The sequence below is a fragment of the Embleya sp. AB8 genome, from assembly GCF_049739465.1.
Taxonomy (GTDB): Bacteria; Actinomycetota; Actinomycetes; order Streptomycetales; family Streptomycetaceae; genus Embleya.
This window is the reverse complement of record NZ_JBMHHY010000016.1, coordinates 121,691-146,976: the sequence shown is the minus strand read 5'-3', so window position 1 is coordinate 146,976 and position 25,286 is coordinate 121,691. Positions and strand designations below refer to the sequence as shown.

Annotated in this window: 23 protein-coding genes; 10 read left to right on the top strand and 13 right to left on the bottom strand. The window is 71.0% G+C overall.

Features of this window, described 5'->3' with window-relative positions:
* Nucleotides 1-2: 2 nt before the first annotated feature.
* Nucleotides 3-722, bottom strand: a complete 720-nt coding sequence (locus ABIA38_RS24520) for a TetR/AcrR family transcriptional regulator (RefSeq protein WP_424640955.1) — start codon at nucleotides 720-722, stop codon at nucleotides 3-5.
* A 101-nt stretch (nucleotides 723-823) separates the two neighbouring features.
* Between ABIA38_RS24520 and ABIA38_RS24515 the strand changes: the two genes are divergently transcribed.
* Nucleotides 824-2,029, top strand: coding sequence for an FAD-dependent monooxygenase (locus ABIA38_RS24515; protein ID WP_424640954.1), 1,206 nt, complete (start codon nucleotides 824-826; stop codon nucleotides 2,027-2,029).
* 71 nt (nucleotides 2,030-2,100) lie between these two features.
* Here ABIA38_RS24515 and ABIA38_RS24510 read toward each other — a convergent pair whose 3' ends face one another.
* Nucleotides 2,101-3,681 carry an MFS transporter gene (locus ABIA38_RS24510; protein WP_424640953.1) on the bottom strand — a complete coding sequence of 527 codons (1,581 nt, stop codon included), beginning with the start codon at nucleotides 3,679-3,681 and terminating at the stop codon, nucleotides 2,101-2,103.
* Between the two features lie 177 nt (nucleotides 3,682-3,858).
* Here ABIA38_RS24510 and ABIA38_RS24505 point away from each other — a divergent pair, with 177 nt between their 5' ends.
* Both ABIA38_RS24505 and ABIA38_RS24500 read left to right on the top strand, forming a co-directional pair.
* Nucleotides 3,859-4,623, top strand: coding sequence for a TetR/AcrR family transcriptional regulator (locus ABIA38_RS24505; protein WP_424640952.1), 765 nt, complete (start codon nucleotides 3,859-3,861; stop codon nucleotides 4,621-4,623).
* Nucleotides 4,624-5,077: 454 nt separating this feature from the next.
* The gene (locus ABIA38_RS24500) at nucleotides 5,078-7,207 is read left to right on the top strand and encodes an MMPL family transporter (RefSeq protein WP_424640951.1); all 2,130 of its coding nucleotides are present in this window, start codon (nucleotides 5,078-5,080) and stop codon (nucleotides 7,205-7,207) included.
* Between the two features lie 72 nt (nucleotides 7,208-7,279).
* On the opposite strand, the gene ABIA38_RS24495 is transcribed toward ABIA38_RS24500, so the two are convergent.
* Both ABIA38_RS24495 and ABIA38_RS24490 read right to left on the bottom strand, forming a co-directional pair.
* Nucleotides 7,280-7,951, bottom strand: coding sequence for a response regulator (locus ABIA38_RS24495; protein ID WP_424640950.1), 672 nt, complete (start codon nucleotides 7,949-7,951; stop codon nucleotides 7,280-7,282).
* On the bottom strand, nucleotides 7,948-9,141 hold the full coding sequence (locus tag ABIA38_RS24490; RefSeq protein WP_424640949.1) for a sensor histidine kinase: 1,194 nt from the start codon (nucleotides 9,139-9,141) through the stop codon (nucleotides 7,948-7,950). Before ABIA38_RS24490 ends, ABIA38_RS24495 begins: the two co-directional genes overlap by 4 nt.
* Before the next feature lie 230 nt (nucleotides 9,142-9,371).
* Between ABIA38_RS24490 and ABIA38_RS24485 the strand changes: the two genes are divergently transcribed.
* Nucleotides 9,372-10,349, top strand: a complete 978-nt coding sequence (locus tag ABIA38_RS24485) for an ABC transporter ATP-binding protein (protein ID WP_424640948.1) — start codon at nucleotides 9,372-9,374, stop codon at nucleotides 10,347-10,349.
* Nucleotides 10,346-11,143, top strand: coding sequence for an ABC transporter permease (locus ABIA38_RS24480; RefSeq protein ID WP_424640947.1), 798 nt, complete (start codon nucleotides 10,346-10,348; stop codon nucleotides 11,141-11,143). The genes ABIA38_RS24485 and ABIA38_RS24480 overlap by 4 nt, the downstream gene beginning before the upstream one ends.
* A gap of 24 nt (nucleotides 11,144-11,167) precedes the next feature.
* On the opposite strand, the gene ABIA38_RS24475 is transcribed toward ABIA38_RS24480, so the two are convergent.
* The 4 genes from ABIA38_RS24475 to ABIA38_RS24460 form a co-directional block, all read right to left on the bottom strand.
* Nucleotides 11,168-11,779 (bottom strand): GNAT family N-acetyltransferase, encoded by a 612-nt coding sequence (locus tag ABIA38_RS24475; RefSeq protein ID WP_424640946.1) that lies wholly within the window; start codon nucleotides 11,777-11,779, stop codon nucleotides 11,168-11,170.
* 392 nt (nucleotides 11,780-12,171) lie between these two features.
* Nucleotides 12,172-13,800 carry an ABC transporter substrate-binding protein gene (locus tag ABIA38_RS24470; RefSeq protein ID WP_424640945.1) on the bottom strand — a complete coding sequence of 543 codons (1,629 nt, stop codon included), beginning with the start codon at nucleotides 13,798-13,800 and terminating at the stop codon, nucleotides 12,172-12,174.
* A gap of 220 nt (nucleotides 13,801-14,020) precedes the next feature.
* Nucleotides 14,021-15,586 carry an alkaline phosphatase D family protein gene (locus tag ABIA38_RS24465; protein WP_424640944.1) on the bottom strand — a complete coding sequence of 522 codons (1,566 nt, stop codon included), beginning with the start codon at nucleotides 15,584-15,586 and terminating at the stop codon, nucleotides 14,021-14,023.
* Between the two features lie 127 nt (nucleotides 15,587-15,713).
* Entirely contained in the window at nucleotides 15,714-16,649 is a 936-nt protein-coding gene (locus tag ABIA38_RS24460; RefSeq protein WP_424640943.1) for an NADP-dependent oxidoreductase, read from the bottom strand.
* Nucleotides 16,650-16,781: 132 nt separating this feature from the next.
* Here ABIA38_RS24460 and ABIA38_RS24455 point away from each other — a divergent pair, with 132 nt between their 5' ends.
* Nucleotides 16,782-17,759: a GlxA family transcriptional regulator gene (locus ABIA38_RS24455; RefSeq protein WP_424640942.1), complete on the top strand. Its 978-nt coding sequence runs from the start codon at nucleotides 16,782-16,784 to the stop codon at nucleotides 17,757-17,759.
* Between the two features lie 70 nt (nucleotides 17,760-17,829).
* Nucleotides 17,830-18,618 (top strand): SGNH/GDSL hydrolase family protein, encoded by a 789-nt coding sequence (locus ABIA38_RS24450; protein WP_424640941.1) that lies wholly within the window; start codon nucleotides 17,830-17,832, stop codon nucleotides 18,616-18,618.
* 54 nt (nucleotides 18,619-18,672) lie between these two features.
* Here ABIA38_RS24450 and ABIA38_RS24445 read toward each other — a convergent pair whose 3' ends face one another.
* Nucleotides 18,673-18,993 carry a YciI family protein gene (locus ABIA38_RS24445; RefSeq protein ID WP_424640940.1) on the bottom strand — a complete coding sequence of 107 codons (321 nt, stop codon included), beginning with the start codon at nucleotides 18,991-18,993 and terminating at the stop codon, nucleotides 18,673-18,675.
* Nucleotides 18,994-19,101: 108 nt separating this feature from the next.
* The gene (locus ABIA38_RS24440) at nucleotides 19,102-20,100 is read right to left on the bottom strand and encodes a DUF5937 family protein (RefSeq protein WP_424640939.1); all 999 of its coding nucleotides are present in this window, start codon (nucleotides 20,098-20,100) and stop codon (nucleotides 19,102-19,104) included.
* A gap of 75 nt (nucleotides 20,101-20,175) precedes the next feature.
* On the opposite strand from ABIA38_RS24440, the gene ABIA38_RS24435 reads away from it, so the two are divergent.
* The 3 genes from ABIA38_RS24435 (at nucleotide 20,176) to ABIA38_RS24425 (ending at nucleotide 22,637) form a co-directional block, all read left to right on the top strand.
* Nucleotides 20,176-21,507 carry an MFS transporter gene (locus ABIA38_RS24435; RefSeq protein WP_424640938.1) on the top strand — a complete coding sequence of 444 codons (1,332 nt, stop codon included), beginning with the start codon at nucleotides 20,176-20,178 and terminating at the stop codon, nucleotides 21,505-21,507.
* A gap of 5 nt (nucleotides 21,508-21,512) precedes the next feature.
* The gene (locus ABIA38_RS24430; protein WP_424641046.1) at nucleotides 21,513-21,830 is read left to right on the top strand and encodes a hypothetical protein; all 318 of its coding nucleotides are present in this window, start codon (nucleotides 21,513-21,515) and stop codon (nucleotides 21,828-21,830) included.
* 234 nt (nucleotides 21,831-22,064) lie between these two features.
* Nucleotides 22,065-22,637 (top strand): dihydrofolate reductase family protein, encoded by a 573-nt coding sequence (locus tag ABIA38_RS24425; protein ID WP_424640937.1) that lies wholly within the window; start codon nucleotides 22,065-22,067, stop codon nucleotides 22,635-22,637.
* A gap of 17 nt (nucleotides 22,638-22,654) precedes the next feature.
* Here ABIA38_RS24425 and ABIA38_RS24420 read toward each other — a convergent pair whose 3' ends face one another.
* The 3 genes from ABIA38_RS24420 to ABIA38_RS24410 form a co-directional block, all read right to left on the bottom strand.
* Nucleotides 22,655-23,167 carry a VOC family protein gene (locus tag ABIA38_RS24420; protein WP_424640936.1) on the bottom strand — a complete coding sequence of 171 codons (513 nt, stop codon included), beginning with the start codon at nucleotides 23,165-23,167 and terminating at the stop codon, nucleotides 22,655-22,657.
* Nucleotides 23,168-23,255: 88 nt separating this feature from the next.
* Nucleotides 23,256-23,873, bottom strand: coding sequence for a hypothetical protein (locus tag ABIA38_RS24415; RefSeq protein ID WP_424640935.1), 618 nt, complete (start codon nucleotides 23,871-23,873; stop codon nucleotides 23,256-23,258).
* 639 nt (nucleotides 23,874-24,512) lie between these two features.
* Entirely contained in the window at nucleotides 24,513-25,127 is a 615-nt protein-coding gene (locus tag ABIA38_RS24410) for a GNAT family N-acetyltransferase (RefSeq protein WP_424640934.1), read from the bottom strand.
* Between the last annotated feature and the right edge of the window lie 159 nt (nucleotides 25,128-25,286).

Here is a 25,286-nt window from a genome sequence, read left to right as displayed (position 1 = left end):
CGTCATCGGGCGCGCTGGTCGATGAGCGCGGCCAAGCCGTCCAGGATGCGCTGTAGGCCGAACTCCCACGCGTGATCCTGCCCGTCGGATTGCACTGCCGAGGCGAAGGCCGAGGCGAGCGCGGGGAATTGTGCTCCGTGCTCCTGCATCAGGCCGCCGAGGATGGCGCCGAGTTGGGCCTCGGGATTGTCCCCGGAGCCGGCCGTACCGGCTTGTTGGGCGACGATGCCGCGTAGGTGACCGAGCAGCAGGACCGCCGTGTCCATCCGCTCGGCACCGGTCAGCCCCGTACCGTCCAATGCGGAGACGGCGCGCTCCAACCAGGACAACTCCCCGGGCCCCATGACCCGCGGCCCGACGGTGGCCTCCAACACCCAGGGGTGTTGGCGAAAGCCGACGAACAACCGGCGGGCCCAGTCCTCCAGTTGCTCCCGCCAATCACCACGCACCTGCTCCGCCGTCGGGTAGGGGCCGATCGCAGCGTCGATCATCAGCGCGATCAGCTCGGCCTTGCCCGGTACGTATCGATACAGCGCCATCTTGGTGACGCCGAGTCGCTCGGCGACCCGCCGCATCGAGAGTTCGGACAACCCGTCCCAGTCGGCGATCTGGACGCCGGCCCGCGCGATGCGGTCGAGGTCGAGGGTCGGCCTGGGGCCCCGCGCGGGCTTGGGCTGCGGCTCCCACAACAACCGCACCGTCTCGGCGTACTCGTCGCCCACGCGTCCCCTCGTGCCCTGCCTTGTCGTGACAACTCAATTGTGTCTACTGTACACAGTAATCATCAGTGTCCAGCGGACACAGTTTCTCGAAAGAGGGGCCCGTGAACAGGAACGTCCTCATCTCCGGCGCGAGCGTCGCCGGTCCGGCGCTGGCCTACTGGCTGGGTCGCCACGGCTTCACCCCCACCGTCGTCGAACTCGCCCCGGCCCTGCGCGAGGGTGGACAGGCCGTCGACTTTCGCGGCGAGACACACCTGACGGTGCTGGAACGTATGGGTCTGCTCCCCGAGTTGCGCCGCATCCGGACCGGCGGCAGCCCGATCCGCTTCGTCGACGAAGCCGGCCGCACGCAGCTGTACCTGCCCGCCGAGTTCGCCGGCGGCGAGTTGGAGGTCCGGCGCGGAGATCTGGCCCGGGTGCTGTACGAGCACAGCGCCCCCTGCGTCGAGTACATCTTCGGCGACTCGATCGTCAGCCTCGACGAGACCTCGTCCGGCGTGCGGGTCGAGTTCCGAAGCGGCGCCGCGCGCGACTTCGACCTGGTGATCGGGGCGGACGGTCTGCACTCCAACGTCCGCCGCCTCGCCTTCGGGCCGGAGGAGAACTACGTCAGCCACCTGGGCTACTACGCCGCCACCTGGCAGTTGCCCAACGACGACTACCCGGGTATCGACCAGGGCTCGGTCGGCCACAACGTGCCGGGACGGCTCGCCTCCATCGGCGTCGACCACCGGAACTCGGCGCGGGCAGGGGCATTCCTCGTCTTCGCCGCGTCCGAGTTGGCGTATGACCGGCATGACCTCGAACAGCAGAAGAAGGTGATCGCCGACGCCTTCTCCGGGGTGCGCTGGGAAGTGCCCCGCCTGCTCGCCTCCCTCGACCAGGCGTCAGACCTGTACTTCGATTCGATCAGCCGGGCGGACGTGGACACCTGGTCCATCGGGCGGGTGTGCCTCGTCGGCGACGCCGCCTGCGGGGCCACCATCGGCGGTATGGGTACGGGAACCGCGATGGTGGCCGCCTACGTACTGGCCGGCGAACTGGCGCGGGCTCGGGGCGAGTACCGGATGGCGTTCACCCGATACGAGAGCAGGCTGCGGAAGTACGCCCGCGGCTGCCAGGCAGGCGGTGACCGAACCGGGAAGTTCCTCGCCCCCGCCACCGCCAACGGCATCCGCCTCCGCAACACGCTGATGTCCCGCCCGCTGTTGCTGAACGCCATGCTCAGGATGGGCAAGAGGGTCACCAGCGTGGCGCTGCCCGACTATCCCGCCGACGCGGACGGCGCGGGCGGCGCCGGTTGCTGACCGTTACGGCGGTCCCCAACTCCGGCATGCCTCGCAACTCGCCTATCACGTAAGGCCGTTGGCGGACCGGCTCAGCCCGCGAGCTGCGCGGGTTCGGCGGACGTCGGGTTCGGCGTGGGTGTGGGCGTGGGCGTGGCCGTGGGGCGCGTTCGGATCAGATAGGCGACCAGGAGGGCGGAGACCAGTAGCAGGGCCGAGCCGGTCCACAGGGCCAGGTGTAGGCCGTCGAGGAAGGCGGTGGTGGCGGCATGGCGGACCGCCGGGGGTGCGGTGTCCAGGTGGCCGATGCCTCCGCCGCCGCCCGAGGTGCTCGCGTCGACCACCTTTCGGGCGTCGGCCGCGGGGATGTTCGCTTCGGCCAGAAGGTCGGTCAGGCGGGTGGACATGCGGGCGGTGAGGATCGCGCCGAGGGCGGCGATGCCGAACACGCCGCCGAGTTCGCGGGCGGTGTTGGAGACGGCCGAGGCCATGCCCGCGCGGGCCGGGTCGACCCGGGACATCACCGCGACCGAGATCGGGGTGAAGCACAGGCCCAGGCCGGCGCCGAGGAAGGGCAACACCCAGCACATTTCGAGGTAGGTCACGTCCCGTCCGTAGCAGGAGAGTCCGGCGAGCGCGATCGAGCACATGGTCAGGCCGCACGCGAGCGGTACGCGCGGGCCGATCCGGCCCGCGACCACACCGGACAGCGGCGCCGCGATCATCAGGCCGAGGGTGGACGGCAGCGAGGCGAAGCCGGCCTCGGTGGGGGTGTAGCCCAGTACGTCCTGGAGGTAGAGGCCGAGGAAGAACAACGCGCCGAACATCCCGAAACTGACCGCGAATCCGCCCCAGATCGCGGCGCCGATCACCCGGTCGCGCAGGAAGCCCACGTCCAACATCGGCTGGTCGACCCGCAGTTCGACGCAGACGAAGGCGATCAGCGCGAGCCCGGCCAGGGTCGCGGCGCCGAGTACCCGGATCGAGGTCCAACCCTGTGCCGGGCCCTCGATCAGCGCGAACACCAGTGCGCCGATGCCCACTACGCCCAGGACCAGGCCCGGCAGGTCGAACCGCCCGCGCCGCTCGGCGAATTCGGGTAGCACCAGGGCGCCGACCAGCACACCCACGACGCCCACCGGGACATTGATCCAAAACACGCTGGCCCAGCCGAACGTGTCCACGAGCGGCCCGCCGATCGCCGGGCCCAGGGCCAGTCCGGCGCCGGAGACCCCGGACCAGATGCCGATCGCCCGGGCCCGCTCGCGGTCGTCGGTGAACACGTGTCGGATGATCGACATGCTGCCGGGCAGGAGCAGCGCACCGCCCACGCCCTGTACCGCGCGAGCGCCGATCAGCGCCGGCAACGACCCGGCGAGCGCGCAGCCGACGGAGCCCGCGGTGAACACGGTCAGCCCGATCAGGAACACCCGGCGCCGGCCGTATCGGTCGCCCAGGGTGCCGCCGGTCAGCAGCAGCGCGGCGAAGACCAGGCTGTAGCCCTCCATCACCCATTGCAGGCCGCTGACCCCGGCGTCGAGGTCGCGGTCGATGCTCGGCAGCGCGTTGGACACCACGACGTTGTCGAGCATCGACATGAACAGCGCGACACACAGGGTGGCCAGGACCAGGCCCTTGCGCGGCTGGTCCCCCCTGAGCGGATGATCCCCCATGGCACCTCTCCCTAACAGTGTTAGTTGCTAACTAATGGTGTTAGGTTGCACTGCGGGAGGCCGCGATGCAAGAGGATTGGCCCAACCCGATCGACGCGGCCCGATCGACGCGGCCCGATCGACCCGGTCCGCTCGGCACACCACGATCGAGGCGACGGATCGACGACAGGAGTTCGCATGACGGGGAAGGCCCGGGCGCAGGCGGCCGGCGCGCGACGGCGGCCGGCGGTGACGCTGGACGCGTTGGTGCGCGCCGGGCTGGTGGTGTTGGAACGGGATGGGTTCGACGCGTTGTCGATGCGCTCGGTGGCCGCCGAACTCGACGTCCGGGCGCCGTCGCTGTACTGGCACGTGCGGGACAAGGACGAACTGCTCGATCTGCTCGCCGACGGCCTGCTCGGGCTCGGTGCCCGGCGGTTGCCGCCCGCGCGTGGTGACTGGCGCGTCGAGCTACGCGAGCTGGCCTGGGAATTCCGCCGCTTCCTGAACGAACACCGGGACGCGGTACGGGTGTTGTTGGGCCGCTTCCCGTCCGGTCCGGGAATGGCGAGTGTGATGGAGCATCAACTCGCCCTCCTCGACCGGGGCGGGTTCAGTCGACAGGACGCGGCGTACATCACCTACGGCCTGGGCCTGCTGGTGAACGGCTTCGTATACAGCGAGCAGCGACCGATCACGGCGGCGGTGGCCACCGGCGACGTCCACATCCGTGCGGCGGTGGCCGCGATCGGCGAGACGATCGCCGCCTACCCGGTGGACACCTATCCGCATCTGGTGGCCGCGGCACGGGAGTTGACCGAGCCGCACATCGACGAGCGCTTCGCCTTCGTCCTGGAACGGTTCCTGGACGGCCTGGCGGCCCTGCCCCGGAACGGACAGGGCGAGCCGAACGACTCGCCGAACGACTCGCCGAACGACTCGCGGAGCGACCGAAGCGACTGAAGCAACCGAAACGACTGAAGCGACCGAACGACGGCCCAAATCGGCCGCGTTGGCGCCGCCGGAGAAGCACTCCCGAACTGCGACTTCATCGCCCGCGCCCGGGGCGGGGCAGCCATGGCGGCAATATGGCGCCATAAATGGCTCACTATGGGGCCGTGTGTGTGCCAAGATAGAGCCACGGGGATGGAGCCGATCATCCGCCCGATTCGGCGAGTTCACCGTGCACCGACCCGCCCGGTGGCCGACCGGGCGATATTCGGTGGACGTTGGGCGCGTCCACTCGGGAGAATCCGCCGTCGGACCGCGGCCAGGCGACCTGCCCCACGGCGTCGCGCAGTCTGAACTCCCATATGAATCAAGACTTTTCCGGCAGCGCTCGATGGACTGCCGGTAGCGTTTTGTTGTTGATCGGTCGCTGCTCCGCTGCGGAGACAGCCCACCAGCTGGGGGATACATGAACCGGATCAAGGCGCTTGCGGCGTTGCCGTGCGGGCGTCGATCCAAATGGGTCGTACTGGCGCTGTGGTTAGTCCTGCTCGTGGCGGCGGCGCCGCTGGCGAGCAAGCTGACCGGGGCACAGAACAACGAGATCTCGTCGTGGCTGCCCGCCAAGGCCGAGTCCACCAAAGTGATCAACGAGCAGAAGGACTTCAGCCCGGACACCAAGGTGCCGGCCGTGGTCATCTACGAACGGGCCTCGGGCCTGACCGACGCCGACAAGAAGGCGATCGCCGACGAGCGGGTCAAGTTCGCCAGGGCCAAGGACGTGACCACGCAGATCGAGCCGACCAGGTTCGACCCCAACGGCAAAGCCGCACAGGTCGTGGTCCCGATCTCGATCAAGAACAGCCACTGGAACGATGTCACCGACGCGGTCGATCAGCTCAAGGACGATCTGAAGGACACCCCCGACGGCCTGAAGTCATACATCACCGGCCCCGCCGGGACCGGCTGGGACTCGGCCAACGCGTTCAAGGGCATCGACGGCACCCTGCTCTACGCCACCCTCGGCGTGGTCGTGTTGATCCTGCTGTTCACCTACCGCAGCCCGGTGTTGTGGCTGCTGCCGGTGATTTCGGCGGTGGCCGCGCTGTTCAGCGCGCAGGCCGTGGTCTACCTGTTCACCAAGGCGGGCCTGGTCGTCAACGCGCAAAGCGCGGCGATCCTGACCGTGTTGATCTTCGGTGCCGGTACCGACTACGCATTGCTCCTGATCGCGCGCTATCGCGAGGAGTTGCACCGCTACCAGGACCGGCACGAGGCGATGGCGGTGGCGCTGTACCGCGCCGGACCGGCGATCGTGGCCAGTGCCGCGACCGTCGGCGTGGGCATGTTGTGCCTGATGGCCGCCGAGATGCAGTCCTCCAAGGGCCTGGGCCCGGTCTGCGCGCTCGGTGTCCTGGTCGGCCTGGTCGCGATGACCACGCTGCTTCCCGCGTTGTTGGTGATCGTCGGCCGCTGGGTGTTCTGGCCGGTGCGCCCGGCGTACGAACCGAACGCGATCACCCACGACGAGCAGGGCCTGTGGGCCAGGATCGGCCGGCTCGTCGCGGGCCGCCCGCGGCTGGTGTGGGTGGTGACCGCGATCATCCTCGCGGCGATGACCTTCGGGCTGAGCAACCTCAACACCGACGGCATCGCCAACAAGGACTCGTTCACCAACAAGCCGCAGTCGGTCGTCGGCCAGGAGGTCGCCGAACGCTACTTCCCGGCGGGCGCCGGCGACCCGATCGTGGTGATCGGTCGGGAGTCGGCGGCGGGCAAGCTGCTGGAGACCATCCAGGCCACCGACGGGATCGCCCCGGGCGGGGTGAAGCAGACCGGCGCGGCGGCCGGCCGGGTGCAGTTCGAGGCGGTGATGAGCGCGTCCCCCGACTCGGCGGCGGCCAATTCCACCGTCGATCGGGTACGTACCGCGGTGCACGCGGTCCCGGGTGCGGACGCCAAGGTCGGCGGTGGCACCGCGACCCGGCAGGACGTGACCAAGGCGACCGAGCACGACGACAAGGTGATCATGCCGTTGATCCTGCTCGTGGTGATGATCGTGTTGGGCCTGCTGCTGCGGGCGGTGGTGGCGCCACTGGTGCTGATCGCCACCGTGGTGTTGTCCTTCGCGGCGGCGCTGGGGATCAGCGTGTTCACCTTCGAGCACCTGCTCGGGTTCAAGGGCACCGACGTGGGCTTCCCGCTGTTCGTGTTCGTGTTCCTGGTGGCGCTCGGCATCGACTACAACGTGTTCCTGATGAGCCGGGTGCACGAGGAGTCCAGGAAACACGGCACCCGGCGCGGCATGCTGATCGGGCTGTCCGCGACCGGCGGGGTGATCACCTCGGCCGGCCTGGTGCTGGCCGGTACCTTCGCCGTGCTCGGCACGCTCCCGGTCGTCGTGTTCGCCGAGATCGGCTTCACCGTCGCACTCGGCGTGCTCCTGGACACGTTCATCGTGCGCTCGATCCTGGTCACCGCCCTCGTCCTGGACATCGGCCGCAAGATCTGGTTGCCGAGCAAGCTGGCGCAACACCCGGACGAGGACGATCCGGAAGCCGGCGGGGACGGTAGGCGCAGGCGCGTCCTGGTGAGCTGATCGGTACCGGGCGAACGGGTGGTGGGCGGAGCGGGATTCGCCCACCACCCGCTCGTTTGTCCGCCCTCCGGATCAGTCGACCGGCACCAGCCCCGCCCGGTGCGCCAGGATCACCAGCTGCACCCGGTCGCGCGCGTCGAGCTTGGCCAGCAGATGGCCCACGTGTGCCTTCGCGGTGCCCGGACTGATGTGCAGGCGGCGGCCGATCTCGTGATTGGACAACCCCTCGCCGACCAGGACCAGCACCTCGCGCTCGCGTTCGGTGATCGGCGCGAGTACGGTCGCCGGCCGCGCGGGGGTCGGCGGCGGTGTGTCCCGGCGGGCGAACTCGGCGATCAGCCGGCGAGTGATCCCGGGCGCGAGCAGCGCGTCCCCGGCGGCGATCACCCGGATCGCGTCCAGGAGCTCGGCCGCCCGGCTGTCCTTGAGCAGGAATCCGGCGGCGCCCGCGCGCAGCGCCCCGTAGACGTATTCGTCGTGGTCGAACGTGGTCAGGATGAGCACCCGCACCCCGGCGGTGGCCGGCTCGCCGGTGATCAGCCGGGTCGCCTCGATCCCGTCCAGGCCCGGCATCCGGATGTCCATCAACACCACGTCCGGCCGCCGGCTCCGGGCCGCGGCCACGGCCGCCGTGCCGTTCTCCGCCTCGCCGACCACCACCAGATCCGGCGCGGACTCGATCAGGCCGCGAAAGCCGGCGCGGACCAGGTGCTGGTCGTCGACGACGAGCACCCGGATGCTCATCGGGCCACCGCGACCGGCGGCAACGGCAGCCCGGCGGCCACCCGGAAGCCCCGCCCCGGCAACGCCTCGGCGCTGAACCGGCCGTGGCACAGGCCGACCCGCTCGCGCATCCCGATGATCCCGTGCCCGCCGACCGGCGCCGGGCAGCCCCGCCCGGCGTCCACCACCTCGATCGCCAACTCGTCGTCGCCGTAGTCCAGCGTCACCCGGCACGACGAAGTCCCCGCGTGCTTGACCACGTTGGTCAGCGCCTCCTGCACGATCCGGTACGCGGACAGCTCCACCCCGGCGGGCAACACCCGTACCCGACCCAGCACTTGCGCATCGACCCGGACACCCGCCTTGGCCGTGCCGGCCACCAGCCGGCCCAATTCGGCCAGCCCCGGCGCCGGCGCCAGGGTGGCCGGCTCGGGATCCTCGCCCGCGCCGCGCAACACCCCGAGCAGTCGGCGCATCTCCACCAGCGAGTCGCGACACGTGGTCTCGATCGTCTCCAGCGCCGCGCGCGCCTCGACCGGCCGGGTCTCGATCACATGGTTCCCGAAGGTGGCCTGGACCGCGATCACACTCATCCCGTGTGCGACCACGTCGTGCAACTCCCGCGCGATCCGCAGCCGTTCCCCGGCCAACGAGCGCTCCACGAGGGCCTCGGCCTGACGCGCCTGGTACTCGCGCAGGCGCAGTGCGTACTCGCGGTGCTCGCCCACCGCGGCGCCGATCGTCCACGCGGTGATCAGGATCAGCCCCGGGATCACGAATTGACCCGTGGTCCGGCCCTGCCACAACAACCACCCGGTCCAGACCACGAGTTGGACCAGGGGCGCGGCCAGCGCCAGGATCGCGGTCCGCCGCGCATGGGTGGCCGCCGCCTGGTACAGCACCAGCGTCGTCGGCACGATCGCCAGGAATTCGATGAGGGAGGAGGCCGCGAAACACGAGGACACCGTCGACCAGGTCAACACCGCGCCGAGCGCGCCCAGGGTGAAGCGGCGGCGCAGCACGATCGACAGCGGCAGGACGACGACGGCGAGCGAGCCGCTCCAGACGATCGGCTGTTCGTCCGGCGCCGAGGTGAACAGCAGCATGGTCAGCAGCAGTGCGGCGTAGACCGCGGCACCGACGCGGTCGATCGCCACCCAGTGGCCGCGGCGAAACCGCTTGGTCAGCGGCGGGCGCGGTTCGGGATCCATACCGCGACCGTACGGCCCACGGCCCACGCGGCGCTTCGTACGAAAGGACTATGCCCGCAGGCGTACGTACACCCCTGCCGGGCGCCCGAGTTCACCTCGGGGTCATCCCGAGTGTGGCCGCCGGCGCAATGCCCGACCGGGTACGCGGCGGGCAACGTGGAGGTCGTCATCGGGCCGGCCGCGACCGAGCCCGCGCTCGTACCCACTTCATCCCCACTCCGGGAGCAACCTTGATCACCGCCAGAGAACTCACCAAACGTTACGGCTCCTCGACCGCCGTGGCCGGGCTGTCCTTCGAGGTGTTGCCCGGCCGGGTCACCGGCTTCCTCGGCCCCAACGGCGCGGGCAAGTCCACCACGATGCGGATGATCATGGGCCTGGACGCGCCGGACGCCGGCGAGGCGCTGATCGACGGCCTGCCCTACGCCGCGATGGACCAACCGCTGCGCCGGATCGGCGCGTTGCTCGACGCGGACGCGATCCACGGCGGGCGCAGCGCGTACGACCACCTGCTCGCGATCGCGCAGAGCAACGAGATCACGCGCGGTCGGGTCGCCGAGGTGCTCGCGCTCACCGGGTTGGCGAGCGTTGCCCGCAAGCGGGTCGGCGGCTTCTCGCTGGGCATGAAGCAACGCCTTGGCATCGCGGCGGCGCTGCTCGGCGATCCGGGCATCCTGATGTTCGACGAGCCGATCAACGGCCTCGACCCGGAGGGCGTGCACTGGATCCGCGGCCTGATGCAGGGCTTCGCCGCCGAGGGCCGCACGGTGTTCGTCTCCAGCCACCTGATGAGCGAAATGGCGGTCACCGCGGACCACTTGATCGTGGTCGGCAAGGGCCGACTGATCGCCGACGTGAGCATGCGGGACTTCGTCCGCAGCAGTACGCGCAGCGACGTGTTCGTCCGCACGCCGCAGGAGACCGAACTGGCCCGACTGTTGTCCGCCGCCGGCGCGGTGGTGGTGCCGGAGACCGAGGGCGGCCTGGCGATCACCGGCGCCACCCTCCACGAGATCGGCGACCTGATCGCCGAGCGGCACTTCACCGTGTACGAACTCACGCCCCGACACCCGTCGTTGGAGGAAGCGTTCATGGAACTTACGGAGGAAAGCGTCGAGTTCCGGGCGGATCCGGATGGACCGGTGGACCCTCCGGGCGGGCGCACCGCCACCGCCGCCCGGGCCGGCGCAAAGGTGGTCCGGTCATGACGCACGCCACCATGTCGCCGGCCCTGTCGCGCGCCGCCCTCGTCTCGGAGTGGACGAAGTTGCGCTCCCTGCGCTCGACCCACCTGAACGTATTGGGGGCGGTCCTGCTCAGCCTCGCCGTCTGCGCGATGGTCGCGAACAGCACCGTCACGCACTGGGACACCGCCTCGGCGGCGGCCAAGGCGACGTTCGACCCGGTCGGCGAGAGCTTCAACGGGATGAACTACGCGTGGCTGATCTTCGGTTCGCTCGGCGTGCTGGCAATGAGCTCGGAACACACCACGGGGATGATCCGCACCACGTTCGCCGCCGTGCCGCGCCGCCGTACGGTGCTCAACGCCAAGATCGTGGTCGTCGGCGGGGTGACCCTGGTCGTCGGGATGTCGTGCGCGTTCGCGTCGTACTTCCTCGGCCAGGCGGTGTTCGCCCGGAAACATCTGGATGTGGGGCTCGGTGACCACAATGTGCTGCGGGCGGTGACCGGCGCGGGGTTCTCGCTGGTCTGCGTCACCCTGTTCGGCCTGGGTCTGGGGGCGATCATCCGGCACACCGCGGGGGCGATCGCCGTGCTGTTCGGCCTCGCGTACCTGCTTCCGGGGATCACCCACGGGCTGATCCGATGGAGCTACACGCCGTCGAAGTGGACGTTGTCCCGGGCCGGCGAGTCATTGAGCACCACCCTCCCGCAGGGCGCGGAGAATCCCTCGCCGGGCATGGGGGTGGTGGTCCAACTCACCTATGTCGTGGTCACGTTGGCCATCGCGAGCTTCCTGATCACCCGCCGCGACGCGTGACGTGGACCCGGCCTGCCCCCGTTGTCACTCCGGGGCCGGGGCCGGGGCCGGGGCCGGGGCGGGGGCGGGAGTGACAACCGGGGCCGGAGCTGGGGCCGGGGCCGACCGCCACTGTTCGGCGAGCAGCCCATAGAGCAGATCGTCCGTCCACTCGCCCTTGAGCCAGGTGAACGCCGGCCGCAGGCCCTCGCGGCGGAAGCCCACCCGCTCCAGCACGGCGGCGGAGGCCAGGTTGCGGGCGTCGCAGTCCGCCGACACGCGGCGCAGCCCACGATCGAACAGGTCGGCCACGACCGCCCGGGCGGCCTCGGTGGCGTAGCCGTGTCCCTGGTGCTCGGCGGCGATGGTGTAGCCGATCTCGGCCTGCCTCAGGTTCTCGTGCAGGTTGGCCCCGATGTCGCCGATCAGGCGGTGCTCGGCGGTCAGTTCGATCGCGTACTGGAACCAGCCCGGCCGGTCCGGATCGCCGGCCGCGAACCGCTCGATCCGGGCCGCGGCCTCCGCCACCGAGAACGGCGTGGACCAGCTCTGATAGCGGGCCACCGCCGGATCCGAGCGGTACGCGGCCAGCGCCGGTGCGTCGTCGGCGCGAAAGCGGCGCAGCGTGAGTCGGGGCGTCTCGAGGAGATCGGGCACGCCCCGACCCTCTCACGACCGGGCCGGGTCGGGCCCACTCATTGGATCGGCCCATTGCCAGTGCGCCCACACCGTACCGTTGCAGGTGTCGTACTGCTCGCTTCGTACTCGTGCTTCGCACTCCCGTACTCCTTCGTTTGACCGGTTCATGACCCGTCGGCCGAGCCGGACCGGATCCGGTCGGCGCGTTCCGCCCTCGGCGACGTCGAACGTCGGCGCGACCCGGAGGCAGGGTGGGGACCTGATCCTGGCCGACCGGGGCCAGGATCGACAGGCCGGTCCGGCGGGCCGGTTCGCCGATCGAATACAGCGTGGTCGTGGCGGCCATGTCCCCTGCCGTGTCGTCTCCACCGGGTGGAGATTCAAGCCCCACCCGGTGAAGTCGGCCGACGTCAGCTCTTGAGGCCGATCCGGTCCATCAGCACCATGCCGTCGTTGGTCAACACCATGCCCACCACGGTGGACCGGTGGAACGCGGTGACCACGGAGGACTGGTACGTCCACAGCGGCGCGTCCTGCTTGAGCTGCGCGGCCACCGCCGTGTACGCGGCCTTGCGTTGGGCCGGGTCGTTGGTGGTCCGTGCCCTGTCGAGGTTTTGGTCCACGGTGGGGTTGGCGTAGCGGAGGTAGTTGTTGGGGCTGGTGCTGTAGAGGTTCACGTACAGGCCGGGTTCGGCGTCCGAGAGGTAGTAGGAGAACATCGCGGCCTGGTAGTTCTTGTTGATCACGATGTCGGTCTGGAACGCGGCGATCGGCATCGGGGCGATCTTGACGCCGATGTTCTTCAGCCCCTGCAGCGAGGTCATGAGGTATTCGGCGGTCCGCTGCGCGTTGGCGTTCTGCGGGATCGAGTAGGTGAAGTCGACCGGCTTGCCCTCCGCCGCCAGCTCGTTCAGCAGCCGCTGCGCCTCCGCGCGGTCGGTGCGCTGCACGGTCTCGGTGCCCGGCTCCACGAGCGGGCTGTCCGGCGGGAAGATGCTGTGGGTTGGGGTGCCGTTGCCGCTGAACGCGATCTTGTCGACCTCGTCGGCGTCGAGGGCGAGTTGCACCGCGCGGCGGGCCCGGACGTCGTCGAACGGCGCGCGCTTGTTGTTGAAGTAGAGCGATTCGCCGCCGATGATCGTGACCAGTTTGGTCTCCAGGCCCTTCTGCTTGGCCTTGACCGGATCTTCGGCGTTGACCGAGACCTTCAGGTCCGCTCCGCCGGAGTAAACCGTCTCCAAGCCCTGGGTGCTGTCCTGGATGATCTTGAACACCACGGTGTCCGCGTAGGGTTTGGCCGCGCCCTGCCAGTAGCCCCGGTTCTTGACGAAGGTCATGTGGTCCCCGGTGGCCCACTCCTTGAACGTATACGGGCCGGCGCCGACCGGGTTGCGGGCGAATCCGGCCGGGTCCTTCCGGTACGCGGTCGGCGAGACGATGAAGGACAGGTTGGAGGCCACGATGTGGTCGAAGTTGGCGTTCGGCCCGGTGAGGGTGATCTTGAGGGTGGTCGGGTCGACCACCTCGGTGCTCTTGACCGCCGCGATCGTGCCCGCCTGGTACGACTTGCGGGCCGGCGCGGCGTGTTCGTCCCAGGTGAACTTGACCGCCGCCGCGTCGTAGGGGGTGCCGTCGGAGAAGGTGACGTTCGGCTTGAGCTTGAGCGTCCAGGACGCGTTGCCAGGGTCCGCGGTCAGGCTCTCGCCGATCTGCGGCATCACCTTGCCGGTCTTGGCCTCGTGCCAGAACAGCGAGTCGTAGACCGCGTTGAGCCGGGTGTTGTCGGTGTAGGAGTTGCCGAGCGCGCCGAACGGGTCCATCGAGCGCATGTCGCTCGCCATCGCGACGGTCAGCGTGCCGCCGCCCTTGGGTACGACGGTGGAGGTGTCGCGGTCCTTGGCTGCCTTGTCGTCGCCTCCGCCGCAGGCGCCGAGCACCAGGCAGGCGGTGACGGCGGGGACCACGGTACGCAGGACGCGGCCGGCGCCGGCGGTGGCTTCGGGGGTGGTGGGAATCGGTATCTCGCGTGCCGAATGCATGCCTGTACCTCGCCTCGTTCAGTGGGCCGACCCCCCAGGGGCAGCGGAGGCGGAGCTTAACCGAAGCGGGTGATGATCTTTGTCGCGGTTTTTCGGGTACTGATGGATGTTTTCGCCCGGTGTCGCACTCGGGTCGCTGCCCGGGCCGGCCCGCGGCCCGGCCGGAAGCCCCCGTCGGTGGGGCGACGAGGACTTCCGGGTCGGTGGGCGCGCCGCGGGGTCAGCGGACCGGGCGCAGTGTCTTGCTCCACAGCACGGTGGACGCGGCGTCGCGCAGGTTGACCGTCAGCTCGCCGGAGGCGCCCTCGACGGCGACCTCGCCGAAGTGTTGGAAGCCCTCCAGCGGCGAGTAGTTCGCGCGCGGCGGGGCGTGCACGTACTCCGCCTTCGGGCCGAACGTGCCGTCCAGCGCATTGGGGCCGAACGCGCCCGCGTTCAGCGGGCCCGAGACGAACTCCCAGAACGGGTCGAAGTCCTTGAACGCGGCGCGGGCCGGGTCGTAGTGGTGCGCCGCGGTGTAGTGCACGTCGGCGGTCAGGAACACCAGGTTGCGCACCCCGCGCCGCTGCGCGGTGCGCAGCACGGTGGCGAACTCCATTTCCCGGCCCAGCGGTTGGCCCGGGTCGCCCTGCGCGACACCCTCCTGCGCGGTGGGACCGTCCGGGACGACCAGGCCGAGCGGCAGGTCGTTGGCGATCACCTTCCAGGTGGCCCGGCTGTGCGACAGGCCCTCGATCAGCCACTGTCGTTGCCGGTCGCCGAGCATGCCGCGCTTGGGGTCGGCGTAGCGGTTGTCGTCGTTGGGGTCCTTGTAGGTGCGCATGTCCAGGACGAACACGTCCAGGTGACGACCGTAGGAGAGTTTGCGGTAGACCCGGTCGTCGCCGATCGGCACCCACTCGCGGAACGCCTGCTTGGCGCGCGCGGCGAGCACGTCGATGCGCTTCTCGGTGTAGCGCGCGTCGTCGAGGATCTGGCCCGGATACCAGTTGTTGTGCACCTCGTGGTCGTCCCACTGGTTGATCTGCGCGATCTCGGCGGCGAACGCGCGGTAGTTGTGGTCGAGCAGGTTGTAGGCGAACTGGCCCCGGTATTCGGTCAGCGACTCGGCGACCTTGGACTTCTCCGGGGTGACCACGTTGCGCCAGATCCGGCCGTCGGGCAGCGTGACGCTGGGCAGCAGCGGGCCGTCGGAGTAGACGGTGTCGCCGCTGTGCAGGAAGAAGTCCGGGCGCAGTCGGCGCATCTGCTCGAAGATCGTCATGCCGCCGAGGTCGGGGTTGCTGCCCCAGCCCTGGCCGACACAGTCGCCGGACCACAGGAACCGTACGTCGGCGCGGCTGTGTTCGCTCGGCGCGGTGAGCAGCGAGCCGGTCACCGGCTCGCCCGCCGCGCCGCGTTCGCCCTCGACCCGGACCCGGTAGTGGATCCGCCGCCCGGCCGGCAGGTCGCGCAGCCGGACCCGGCCGGTCAGGTCGCCGTCGGGGGTCAGCCACGGGCCGCGGATCCGGTGGGCGTCGCGCAGGTCGGGCCGGGTGCCGTAGTCCACGATCAGCCGGCCCGGCCGGTCGGCCCGGCCCCACACGATCGCCGAGCACGACGTGGCGTCGCCGCTCTGCACGCCGTGGCTCAGGCTCGGCCGGCCGGAGGCCACGAAGGCGGGCGCGGTCGACGCCGGGTCCGCGCTCGCGGCGGCCGAGGCGGTGCCCACGACGGGCGCGATCGCCAGGCCGGCACCGAGCACGGAACCGGTGCGCAGGAGGGTCCTTCTGTCCACTGAGGTCATGGACACGTGTGTAGTGGCGCGATGCGACGTATCGGCGAACACGGCCTTGCCGGCTCGTGAGGTCTGGTCGGCGGGGAAAAGGCGGCGGGCGGGCCGAGCGCCTGCCCGGCCCGTCGGGCCGCCCGCCTCACGCCGCCACGGTGAGCACGATCTTGCCCGACGTGCGTCCGCTCTCGCCGAGCTCGTGCGCCCGCCCCGCCTGGGCCAACGGCAACACCGCGTCGACGATCGGCCGCAACCGGCCCGCCTCGACCAGCGCCGCCAGTTCCTTCAGCCCGCCCTGATCGGGCTCCACGATGGTGAACCCGGCCCGCCGCCCCGACCGCTCGGCCTGCGCCGCGAGCGCGGTCTCCGCCGGTGAGGCCAGCGACACCACCAGGCCGCCGGGGCGCAGCGTACGCAGCGAGCGCGGTCCGTACTCGCCGCCGATCGTGTCCAGCACGATGTCCACGTCGCGCACCACCTCGGCGAAGTCGACGACGGTGTAGTCGATCACCTCGTCCGCGCCCAGTCCGCGCACCAGTTCGTGCTTGGCGGCCCGGGCGGTGCCGAGCACATACGCGCCGCGGGCCTTGGCGATCTGTACCGCGAGGTGACCCACGCCGCCGGCCGCCGCGTGGATCAGTACGCGCTGCCCCGGCCGTACGTCGGCCGCGTCCACCAGGGACTGCCACGCGGTGAGCCCGGCCACCGGGAGTGCGGCGGCGTCCACGTGCGACAGCGTGGCCGGCTTGCGGGCCAGGTGGCGGGCCGGCGAGGTGACGAACTCGGCGTAGGTACCGGCCGGTTGCGGCAGCCGCGGCATCCCGAAGACCTCGTCGCCGGGCCGGAATACGCTGACCCCCAGGCCGACCGACTCGACCACGCCGGACACGTCCCAGCCCAGCGGCACCGGCCCGTTGGCGAGCAGGCCGCCGGAGGCGCGGTGCCAGTAGTCGGTCGGGTTCACCCCGGCCGCGTGCACCCGGACCAACACCTCGGACACGCCCGGCTCGGGCCGGTCCAGCTCGACCACCTTCAGCACCTCGGGCCCACCCAGCGTGTCCTGACCGATGGCGCGCATCGTCCTCACCGTTCCCTTGCCGTGTTCCTGCGGTATCCCCGCGCGTCGCGTCGTGCGGCGTGTGATCAACTCTGCCGCCGCCCGCACCCCCCATCGAGTGGCCGAGTGGCCAACATGTGCAAGGATCCGGCCATGCATCGAGTCGTCGTCCTCGCGATGGAAAACGTCTATCCGTTCGAGCTGGGCATCCCGGTCCGGATCTTCGGCACCGCGACCGGCGCCGACGAGCAGCCGCTGTACGAGGTGATCACGTGCAGTCTGGCCGGCCGCCCGGTCCGCACCAGCGCCGACTACTCGATCGCGGTGGAACACGGCGTCGAGGCACTGGCCGACGCCGACACGCTGGTGATCCCGCCGTTCACCTGCGGTGTGGACGAGCACAACGAGCCGGACTGGCTCCCCGAACCGCTCGCCCGCGCGCTGGCCGGCCTGCGACCGGGCACCCGGATCGTGACCTTCTGCACGGCGTCCTACGTACTGGCCACCGCCGGCCTGCTCACCGGGCGCCCGGCGACCACACATTGGAACGAGGCCGAGCACTTCCGCAGGCGTTTCCCCGAGATCGACCTGGACCCGGACGTGCTCTTCGTCGACGACGGCGACATTCTCACCGCGGCGGGCGTCGTCGCCGGGATCGACCTGTGCATGCACCTGCTGCGCCGGGACCACGGCAGCGAGGTGGCCAATCGGGTCGCCCGGCGCTGCGTGGTGCCGCCGTGGCGCGAGGGCGGCCAGGCGCAGTTCATCGAACGCCCGGTACCGGCGCCGTCCTCGGCCACCACGTCGGCGACCCGGGTCTGGGCGCTCGAACACCTGCACCGGCCGCTGTCGTTGGCCGAGTTGGCCGAGCACGCGCGGATGAGCGTACGCACCTTCACCCGGCGCTTTCGGGACGAGGTGGGGATGACCCCGGGGCAGTGGTTGACCCGACAGCGGGTGGAGCACGCGCGCCGGTTGCTGGAGACCACCGACCTGAGCGTGGACCGGATCGCCGACCGGGCCGGGTTCGGCACGGGCGCCTCGCTGCGGCAACATCTCGTGGCCACGATCGGGGTGCCGCCGATGACCTACCGTCAGACGTTTCGCCCGCACGAACCCTCGGTGGGGTGATGCGGGTCAAGTCGGCGGCCGGGACGGCCGATACCTCCGAACAACGTGCCCACGTTCCGGAGGGATCAGCATGCCGTCACTCGTTCGTGCCGCGTCGATCGTGGCCGGCGCGGCCCTGCTCCTGCTCGCCCCGGTCGCGCGCGCGGCGCCGGCGGCGGGTGGTTACGCGGCACTGGGCGATTCGTACAGCTCGGGTGTGGGTGCGGGGGGCTACCTGGCGGACAGCGGCGACTGCAAGCGCAGTGCGAACGCCTACCCGTCGCTATGGCACCTGGCGCACGCGGCCACCGAGTTCGCCTTCGCGGCCTGTTCGGGCGCCACCACGGCGCAGGTGCGGGACCGGCAGTTGTCCGTACTGAACGCCGGCACGACCCTGGTCACGATCAGCGTGGGCGGCAACGACATCGGCTTCTCCGACGCGATCGAGACATGTGTGCTGGGCACGGACGAGGACTGTACGGATGCGGTGGCCAAGGCCACGACGTACACCCGCGACCGGTTGCCGGCCGATCTGGACGCCACCTACGCGCAGATCCACCACCGGGCCCCGAACGCCCGCCTGGTGGTGCTGGGTTACCCGCGCCTGTTCGAACTCGGCGGCTGCTTCCCGGGCCTGAGCGAGGCCAAGCGCCGGGTGCTCGACCGGGCGGCCGACTTCCTGGCCGATACGACGGCCGGGCGGGCGGGTGCGAACCGGGCCGAATTCGCGGACGTACGGGGCCACTTCGCGGGCCACGGAGTGTGCGCGTCGGACGAGTGGATCCACGGCGTGACCCTGCCCCTGGACGAGTCGTACCACCCGACGCGCACGGGACACGCGAAGGGCTACCTGCCGGCGTTGACCGGGGTCGCGCCGTGAGCGGGTGGACGGGGCCGGGCCGCAGCCGGGCGTCCGCCCCGGCCGCCGGCCGGCTCAGTCGTGGGGATGTGGTGCGTCGAGATGTGGTGCGTCGAGATGCTCCGCGAGGAAGCCGAATGCCGGATTCCACCGGGTGATCCGGACCCGGCCGAGTACGTCCGCCGCGCGGTATGGGTCCTGCTCGACGATCTCCCGCACCTCGGCTTCGCCGTCGACCCGGAAGACGAGCAGCCCGCCGGTGTCGTCGGCCCACGGCCCGGACAGGGCGAGCCTGCCCTCCTTCCCGAGCCGCGCCAGATACTCGCGGTGCGTGGCTCGCACATCCAGATGGCGGTTGTCGGGGGTGAAGACGTACTCGACGGCGTAGTAGGCCATGACGTCCTTCGCGCGCTTGCTCGGCCTGGCCCGGGCGGCCGGTGGCACCGATCGGTTCGGTGACCGGGGCACGGTATCGCGACGCCTCGCCGGCGGGGAATACTCCGATCACCCGACCCGCCCCGCCGCCAACACGCCGCCGAGCGCGGTGCGCTGGTAGCGGACCGAGCGGCCCACGCGTAGGCCGGTGACCAATCCGGCGCGGCGCAGCACGGCCAGGTGGTCGCCCACCGTGCCCAGGCTCAGGTTGAGGCGGGCGGCCAGTTGGGTGGTGGTGGACTGCACGCTCAGGGCACGCAGGATGCTCGCCCTCGTGGTGCCGAGCAGGTCGGCCAACGCCTCGTCGTCGGATCGGGCCGGGGCGCCCAGCAGTTCGGCGATGCCGCGGGCCGGATAGACGATGGCGTACGGCCACGGGGGCTCGACATACACGATCAGCGAGCCGAAGGCCGAGGGGACCAGGAGCAATCCCGCGCCGTCGAGGGCGACCCGGGTGCCGAATTGGCGGGTCACCTCGATCACCCCCTCGTCGCGCCAGCGCAGGCGGGGGGAGAGATCGCTCAGTGCCGAGCCCCAGCCGTAGGCCATCAATCGGCCGGCGGTGCGCACCAGATCGTGTTGCAGCACCGCGCGCAGGGCCGGCCACTCCGGTTCGAGCAGCGTGCTCCAGGCGGCTTCGAGGGCGTCCGCGCAGCGCGGTACCAGGTCGGGGGAGTCGAGCAGGTCACGCAGCGCTGCCGAGGGGTTGCGCAGGCCGGCCATGTTGCGGGCCATTTCGCGGTACGCCTGCTCCCGCGACGTGGCCCGCAGCGCGGCGAGTTCGTCCTCGATGGTGACCTGCGATCCGGCCGGCGGTGGGTGCAGGAAGTCGGCGTTGTAGCCGCCGCGCCAGTAGAGCGAGGTCAGCGCGGGCAGGGTCCGCTGATTCCGGCGCAGGTGTTCGTAGGTCGGCCGAATCCGCTCGATCCACGGTCGCAGCGGCCCCGCGTCGTGGCTGCCGGACAACGTCCGGAGCAGGCAGACCGTCTCGCCCAGCGGCGAGATGCCGAACCTGCTGCGCGCCACGTCGGCCGGGCCGACCTCGATCCTGAGCGTCCTGCGCTGCACCCGTCCGAGTCTGCCAGGTTTCGGTTGTGGCCGAAAGGTTGGCGGGGTCGGCGGGCGGCCCGGCACGCTCACCGCATGATTGGCGATGACGTCAAACCGGCCACCTACCGTGAAGTGTTCGCGGTCAGCGCCTTCCGCGTGTTGTTCGGTTCCTATGTGCTGTTGTTGATCGGCGACACCGTGCGGATGCTCGCGCTCGCGGTGCTGGTGTACGAGCGGACCGGGTCGCCGGCGCTGTCCGCGCTCGCCTTCGTCGCCGGGTTCGTGCCGCAGGCGTTCGGCGGCGCGCTGTTGCTCTCGCTCACCGACCGGCTGCCGGTCCGGACCGCGATGGCCGGCTACGACCTGATCCGCTGTGCGCTCGCGCTGGTGTTGGCCGTCGACGTGCTGCCCGTGTGGGCGGTGCTGGTGCTGCTCGCGAGCGTGGGCCTGGTCAGCCCGGTGGCGGGCGCCGCACGGCAGCGCACGTTGCCCGAACTGCTGCACGGCGACGCCTACGTGCTGGGCCGTTCGGTGTTCGGGGTGACCGCCGGTGCGATGCAGGTGCTCGGCTACGCGGTCGGCGGGCTGTTGCTCGCGCTGGTCGGCGCCAGTGGTGCGCTGCTGTTCGCCGCCGGGACCGCGCTGGCGTCGGCCGTGCTCGTGCGGGTGGGTCTGGCGCCCGGATCGCGGCCGGCGGCGAATCCGGCCGAGGGCGCGGTACGGGCGACCTGGCGGGTCAATCGTGAGCTGCTGGGCGATCCCGTGGTGCGTGGGCTGCTGCTGGCCCAGTGGATACCGGCGAACCTGGCCGTGGCCGCCGAGGGCGTGATCGTGCCGTACGCGCCCGACCACGCGGGCGTGTTGTACGGGTCGGGCGCGGCCGGGATGTTGCTCGGCAATCTGCTGGTCGGCCGCTTCGTCCGGCCGGCGTGGCGCGAACGGCTGGTGCCGTGGTTGGCGCTGCAACTCGGCGCGCCGCTGGTGTTCTTCGCTCTCGGTCCACCCCTGTGGGTGACCGCCGCGCTGTTCGTCCTGTCCGCCGCGGGTCTGGGCTACCAACTCGGCCTGCAACGCCGCTTCCTGGCGGCCGTCCCGGCGGCGACCACCGGCCAGGCGATGGGCCTGGTGAACACCGGCACGATGACCCTCCAGGGCGTGAGCATGGCCGGCGCCGGCGCGCTGGCCGGCCTGCTCGACCCGGGCCAGGTGATCACCCTGATCGGTGTCGTCACGCTCGCCGGCACGCTGGCCGTCCTCGGCGTCCTGCGCGATTCCGCGCGCCGGGATGTCGAGCAGCGCCGATCGGCTCCGACCCCGCGCCGAGCGATCGCACCGGATCGGCTCGAACCGGAGCACAATGGACCGGCCCGAACCGGAGCGGGATCCGCCGATCAAGCCCGGACCGACCCCGGAGTCACGTCGTGAGGTGCATGCTGCCGATCCACAACCGCCCCGGATTCGTCGAGGAACTCTCCGAGACCGAGCACACCGAGCTGTTCGGCGAGGTGGACGCCCTGATCGCGGAGCCGACCGGGTCCGGCGAACTGCTCGGCGGCGAGGCGCTCGCCGATCCGGCACAGACCCGGACGGTCCGAGGCCACCTCCTCGAACCGGCCGGGGACCGGGACGCGGCCCGGGAGGCGTATCGCGCGGCGGCGCGCCGGACCACCGGTACGCCGGAGCGGCGTTACCTGGAGATACGCGCGGCGCGGGTGGCGGGCGGAGCTCCGGGTCGCGGCGAGGCCTGATCGGGCGCGGGCAGGGGCGTCGGCGGGGCCGTCGCGGCCGGGCCCGACCGCCCGGACCCGCCGCGAAGAATTCTTTTCGAGAAATATCCCCGCCGATGTCGAGAACCGGCCGGCGGCTCCGACCTCCCCGCGAAAAGGCGAACACGCCGACCCACTCACACCCAACCCACACCGACGGCAACACCCACACCCAACCCACGCCCAACCCACACCCACACCGATATGGAGCCCACCATGCGCAAGATCCTCTACCTGGTCCACCAGTCGCTCGACGGCTACATCCAGGGCCCGAACGGCGAGTTCGACTGGGCGGAGATGGGCCCGGAGTCGTCCGACTTCGGGCAGACCCTGAACGACGAGGCCGACACGTTCCTGTACGGCCGCGTCGTGTGGGAGATGATGTCCGGCTACTGGCCGATCGTCGAGAGCATCTCCACCGATCCGCACGACCTGCGCTTCGCGCCGATCTGGCGGGCGACCCGCAAGGTGGTCGTGTCCTCGGCCCTGGACCGGGCCGAGCACGGCGCCGAGGTGATCGGGCGGCGCAACCTCGCCGAGGAGATCGCCGCGCTCAAGGCCGAGCCCGGCAAGAACATCCTGCTCACCGGCGGCGCGGGGCTCGCCAACACGCTCACCGGGCTCGGGCTGATCGACGAATACCTGATCTTTGTACACCCGGTGATCCTCGGCGGCGGCAAGCCGGTCTTCCGGGCCGACGACATCCGCCACACCCTCCGGCTCACCGACTCGCGGACCTTGGACGCGCGCACCGTGCTGCTGCGCTACGAGCGGGCCGCCGGCGAGTAGCCCCGCCGCGAAAACGGTCAGCCCGGCAGTCGCCCGGCGGCGCGATCGGCGAGCCAGTCGTCGAACGCCGATCGCGCCTCGTCCGCGTCCTGCTTGGTCAACGGGCGGGACTGGTGGGTGATTTCCACGTGCACCCCGTTGGGGTCGAAGCAGTACACCGAGTACCAGACGCCGTCGTGGTCGATCGGACCCCGGACCTCGACCCCGTGTCGGCGGATCTGCTCGGCCATCGCGTCGACCTCGGCGATCGAGTCCACGCCGAGCGCGACATGCCGGGTCCACGACTCCAGGCCGTCGGGCACGGGGGCGTACTCCTTGGCCACGTCGAAGAACGCGATGCACTCGCCGCCCGCGAGCGCATAGAACACGTGCAGGAAGGGCGCCGTGACGTCGCCGCTGCTCGTGGTCATCGACTCCTGCCGGACCGCGCCCGCGAGTTCGGCCCCGACCGCCTCGGTCCAGAACCGATGCGTCGCGGCCAGGTCCCGGGTCTGGTAGGCGAGGTGGTTCATTGCCACCGGTACGGCCATGGTGTGCTCCTGCCACTCGACGAGACGATGGGCAACTTCGGTGCCCTGTACACGATATCGACGTCGTCGTTGCCGCGACACCGCCGGCTCAGCCCGAACGCAGGCCCAATCCGTAGAACTCGACGTCGAAGGCACCCACCCGCTCGCCCTCCTCGCCGAGGATCAGCCCCTCGGGACCGGCCAGGCCCGCCGCACGGGCGGTGGCGACCAGGAGTTCGGCGATCGTGCGCCCGTCCACCTCGCCCGCACCGCCGGCGTCGAGGCGGGCCCGCGGGTCGGCGTCCGAGCCCCACCAGGCCCGAGTGCCGGGGTACTCCTCGGCGGTGCCCCAACCGAGCGCGCGGACATCCGCACCGGCGGGCGGGAAGCAGCCGATCAACAGCCGGTTGCCGCAGACCAGGTCGAACAGGATCGGCGCGCCACCGTGCGGCGTCCGCCCGAAGACGGGAAGCGCGAGTCGCACCCCGAGCGCGGTCGTCTCGGCGGGCAGCGAGCCGAGGAAGTCGGCCAGCGCATGGGTCAGTTGCGACCAGTCCCGGGCGAACCAGCGGCCCGGCAGCTCGAGTCCGCCGTTGGCGGGCACCCGCGCGCGGCCGAAGAAGCCGGTGATCGCGCCCGGTTCGCCGTGGCCCTGCTGCCGGAACCAGTTCTCCACGGGCGCGGTGGGTTGCAGTACCAACTCCGGCCCCGCCTCGCCCGCCCGCAACTCCAGGGTGTCCGGCTCGCCGCGCCAGCGCAGAAACGGCGTGCCCCAGCGCGCACCACCGTCGTAGAAGGGACCGAGCCCCCGTACACCCCCATGATCGACGCGTCGCCGAGCGTTGCCGCCAGCTCCTCGGCCGCCCGTCGGAACGCCGCCGCCCGGGCGGCCGGTTCCGGCGCGGTGGGCCCCAGCGGCACGGCCAACTCGACATAGGCCTCACCCGAGACGTACTGCTCCTCGAACCGCCCGGCCACCCGCAATCGTGCCCGCCCGCCCGGTAACCCGGTGCCGACGAGGGCCCGATCCGGCGCCCCGTCCCAGTCCCACCCCAGCATCTCGACCAGCCCCCGCACCCCCTCCAAGGACCACCCACCGGTGGTCACCCCACCCAACCGCCGAGCCAACCGACCCACGTCCCCCGACCGCCACCCCTGCACGTGTCCCGTCATACCCCGATGCTTCCCCACTCGACCGACATCGGCCCCGGCGGGACGACAGCCGATCCCGACGAACCGGCCGGCCTGGGCAACTCGCCTGCCCGGCGGCGAACCACCTCGGCTCGGCCGCCGTTGCCGCGAGCGTGGCGCCCTATCCGGCGCCCGTCCGGAACTGATCCCGGGCTCGCTGCGGGCCGGCCGCCGCTCAGCCGGTTCGGGCCGGTCGCCACATCGTGGTCACCACGTGTCCGGTGTCCAGGGTGATGTCGTCGAGCGGGGTGAAGCCGGCCCTGGCGTAGCGCGCGTGGTTGGCCGGATTGCACGACTCGAGGTAGGCGGGCATGCCGAGGGCGTCGATCCGGGCCAGGTTCTCGGTCAGCAGACCCATGCCCAGTCCCCGGCCGCGGTGCTCGTCGTGGGTGGCGAGCAGGCTCAGGTAGAAGTGCGGTTCGCTCGGCTGCGCGTCCCCGAGCAGCTCGAAGATCCGCAGGATCCCGTCGGCGGTCGCCCGGTCGGTGATCTCGACCAGGAAGTCCGCCAGACCCGCCTCGGCCTCCGGCGCCAGTTCGGTCCCGCCCGGCGGCACCCACAGCGCCGCGGCCTCGACGTGTTCGGTCACCAGCGCCCACGGGTAGCGCAGCGCCGACGTGGCGAACACCCGCCACAACCGCGCCGCCTGCTCGGCACGATGTTCGACGTCCGGAAACGCGGGCCCCCACATCGGGTCGTCGAAGAACGCGGTGGTCAGGGTGGCAACGATCGTGTCCACATCGGCGTCGGTCGCCACCCGGGCCGGCACGGGGCGGAAGGGGGTGCTCATCTCGCCACCCTAGCCCCGCCCCGTCGTACCGACCCGGGCCGAGTCGCGCCGGCGATCGGCCCGACGCGCCCGGCAGCGCACCGGAACGTCCCGGGTCGGCGAGCCACTTGGCGGGCGGCATCGACATGGCCGGCGACATCGACACCCTGTGCGCGGTGT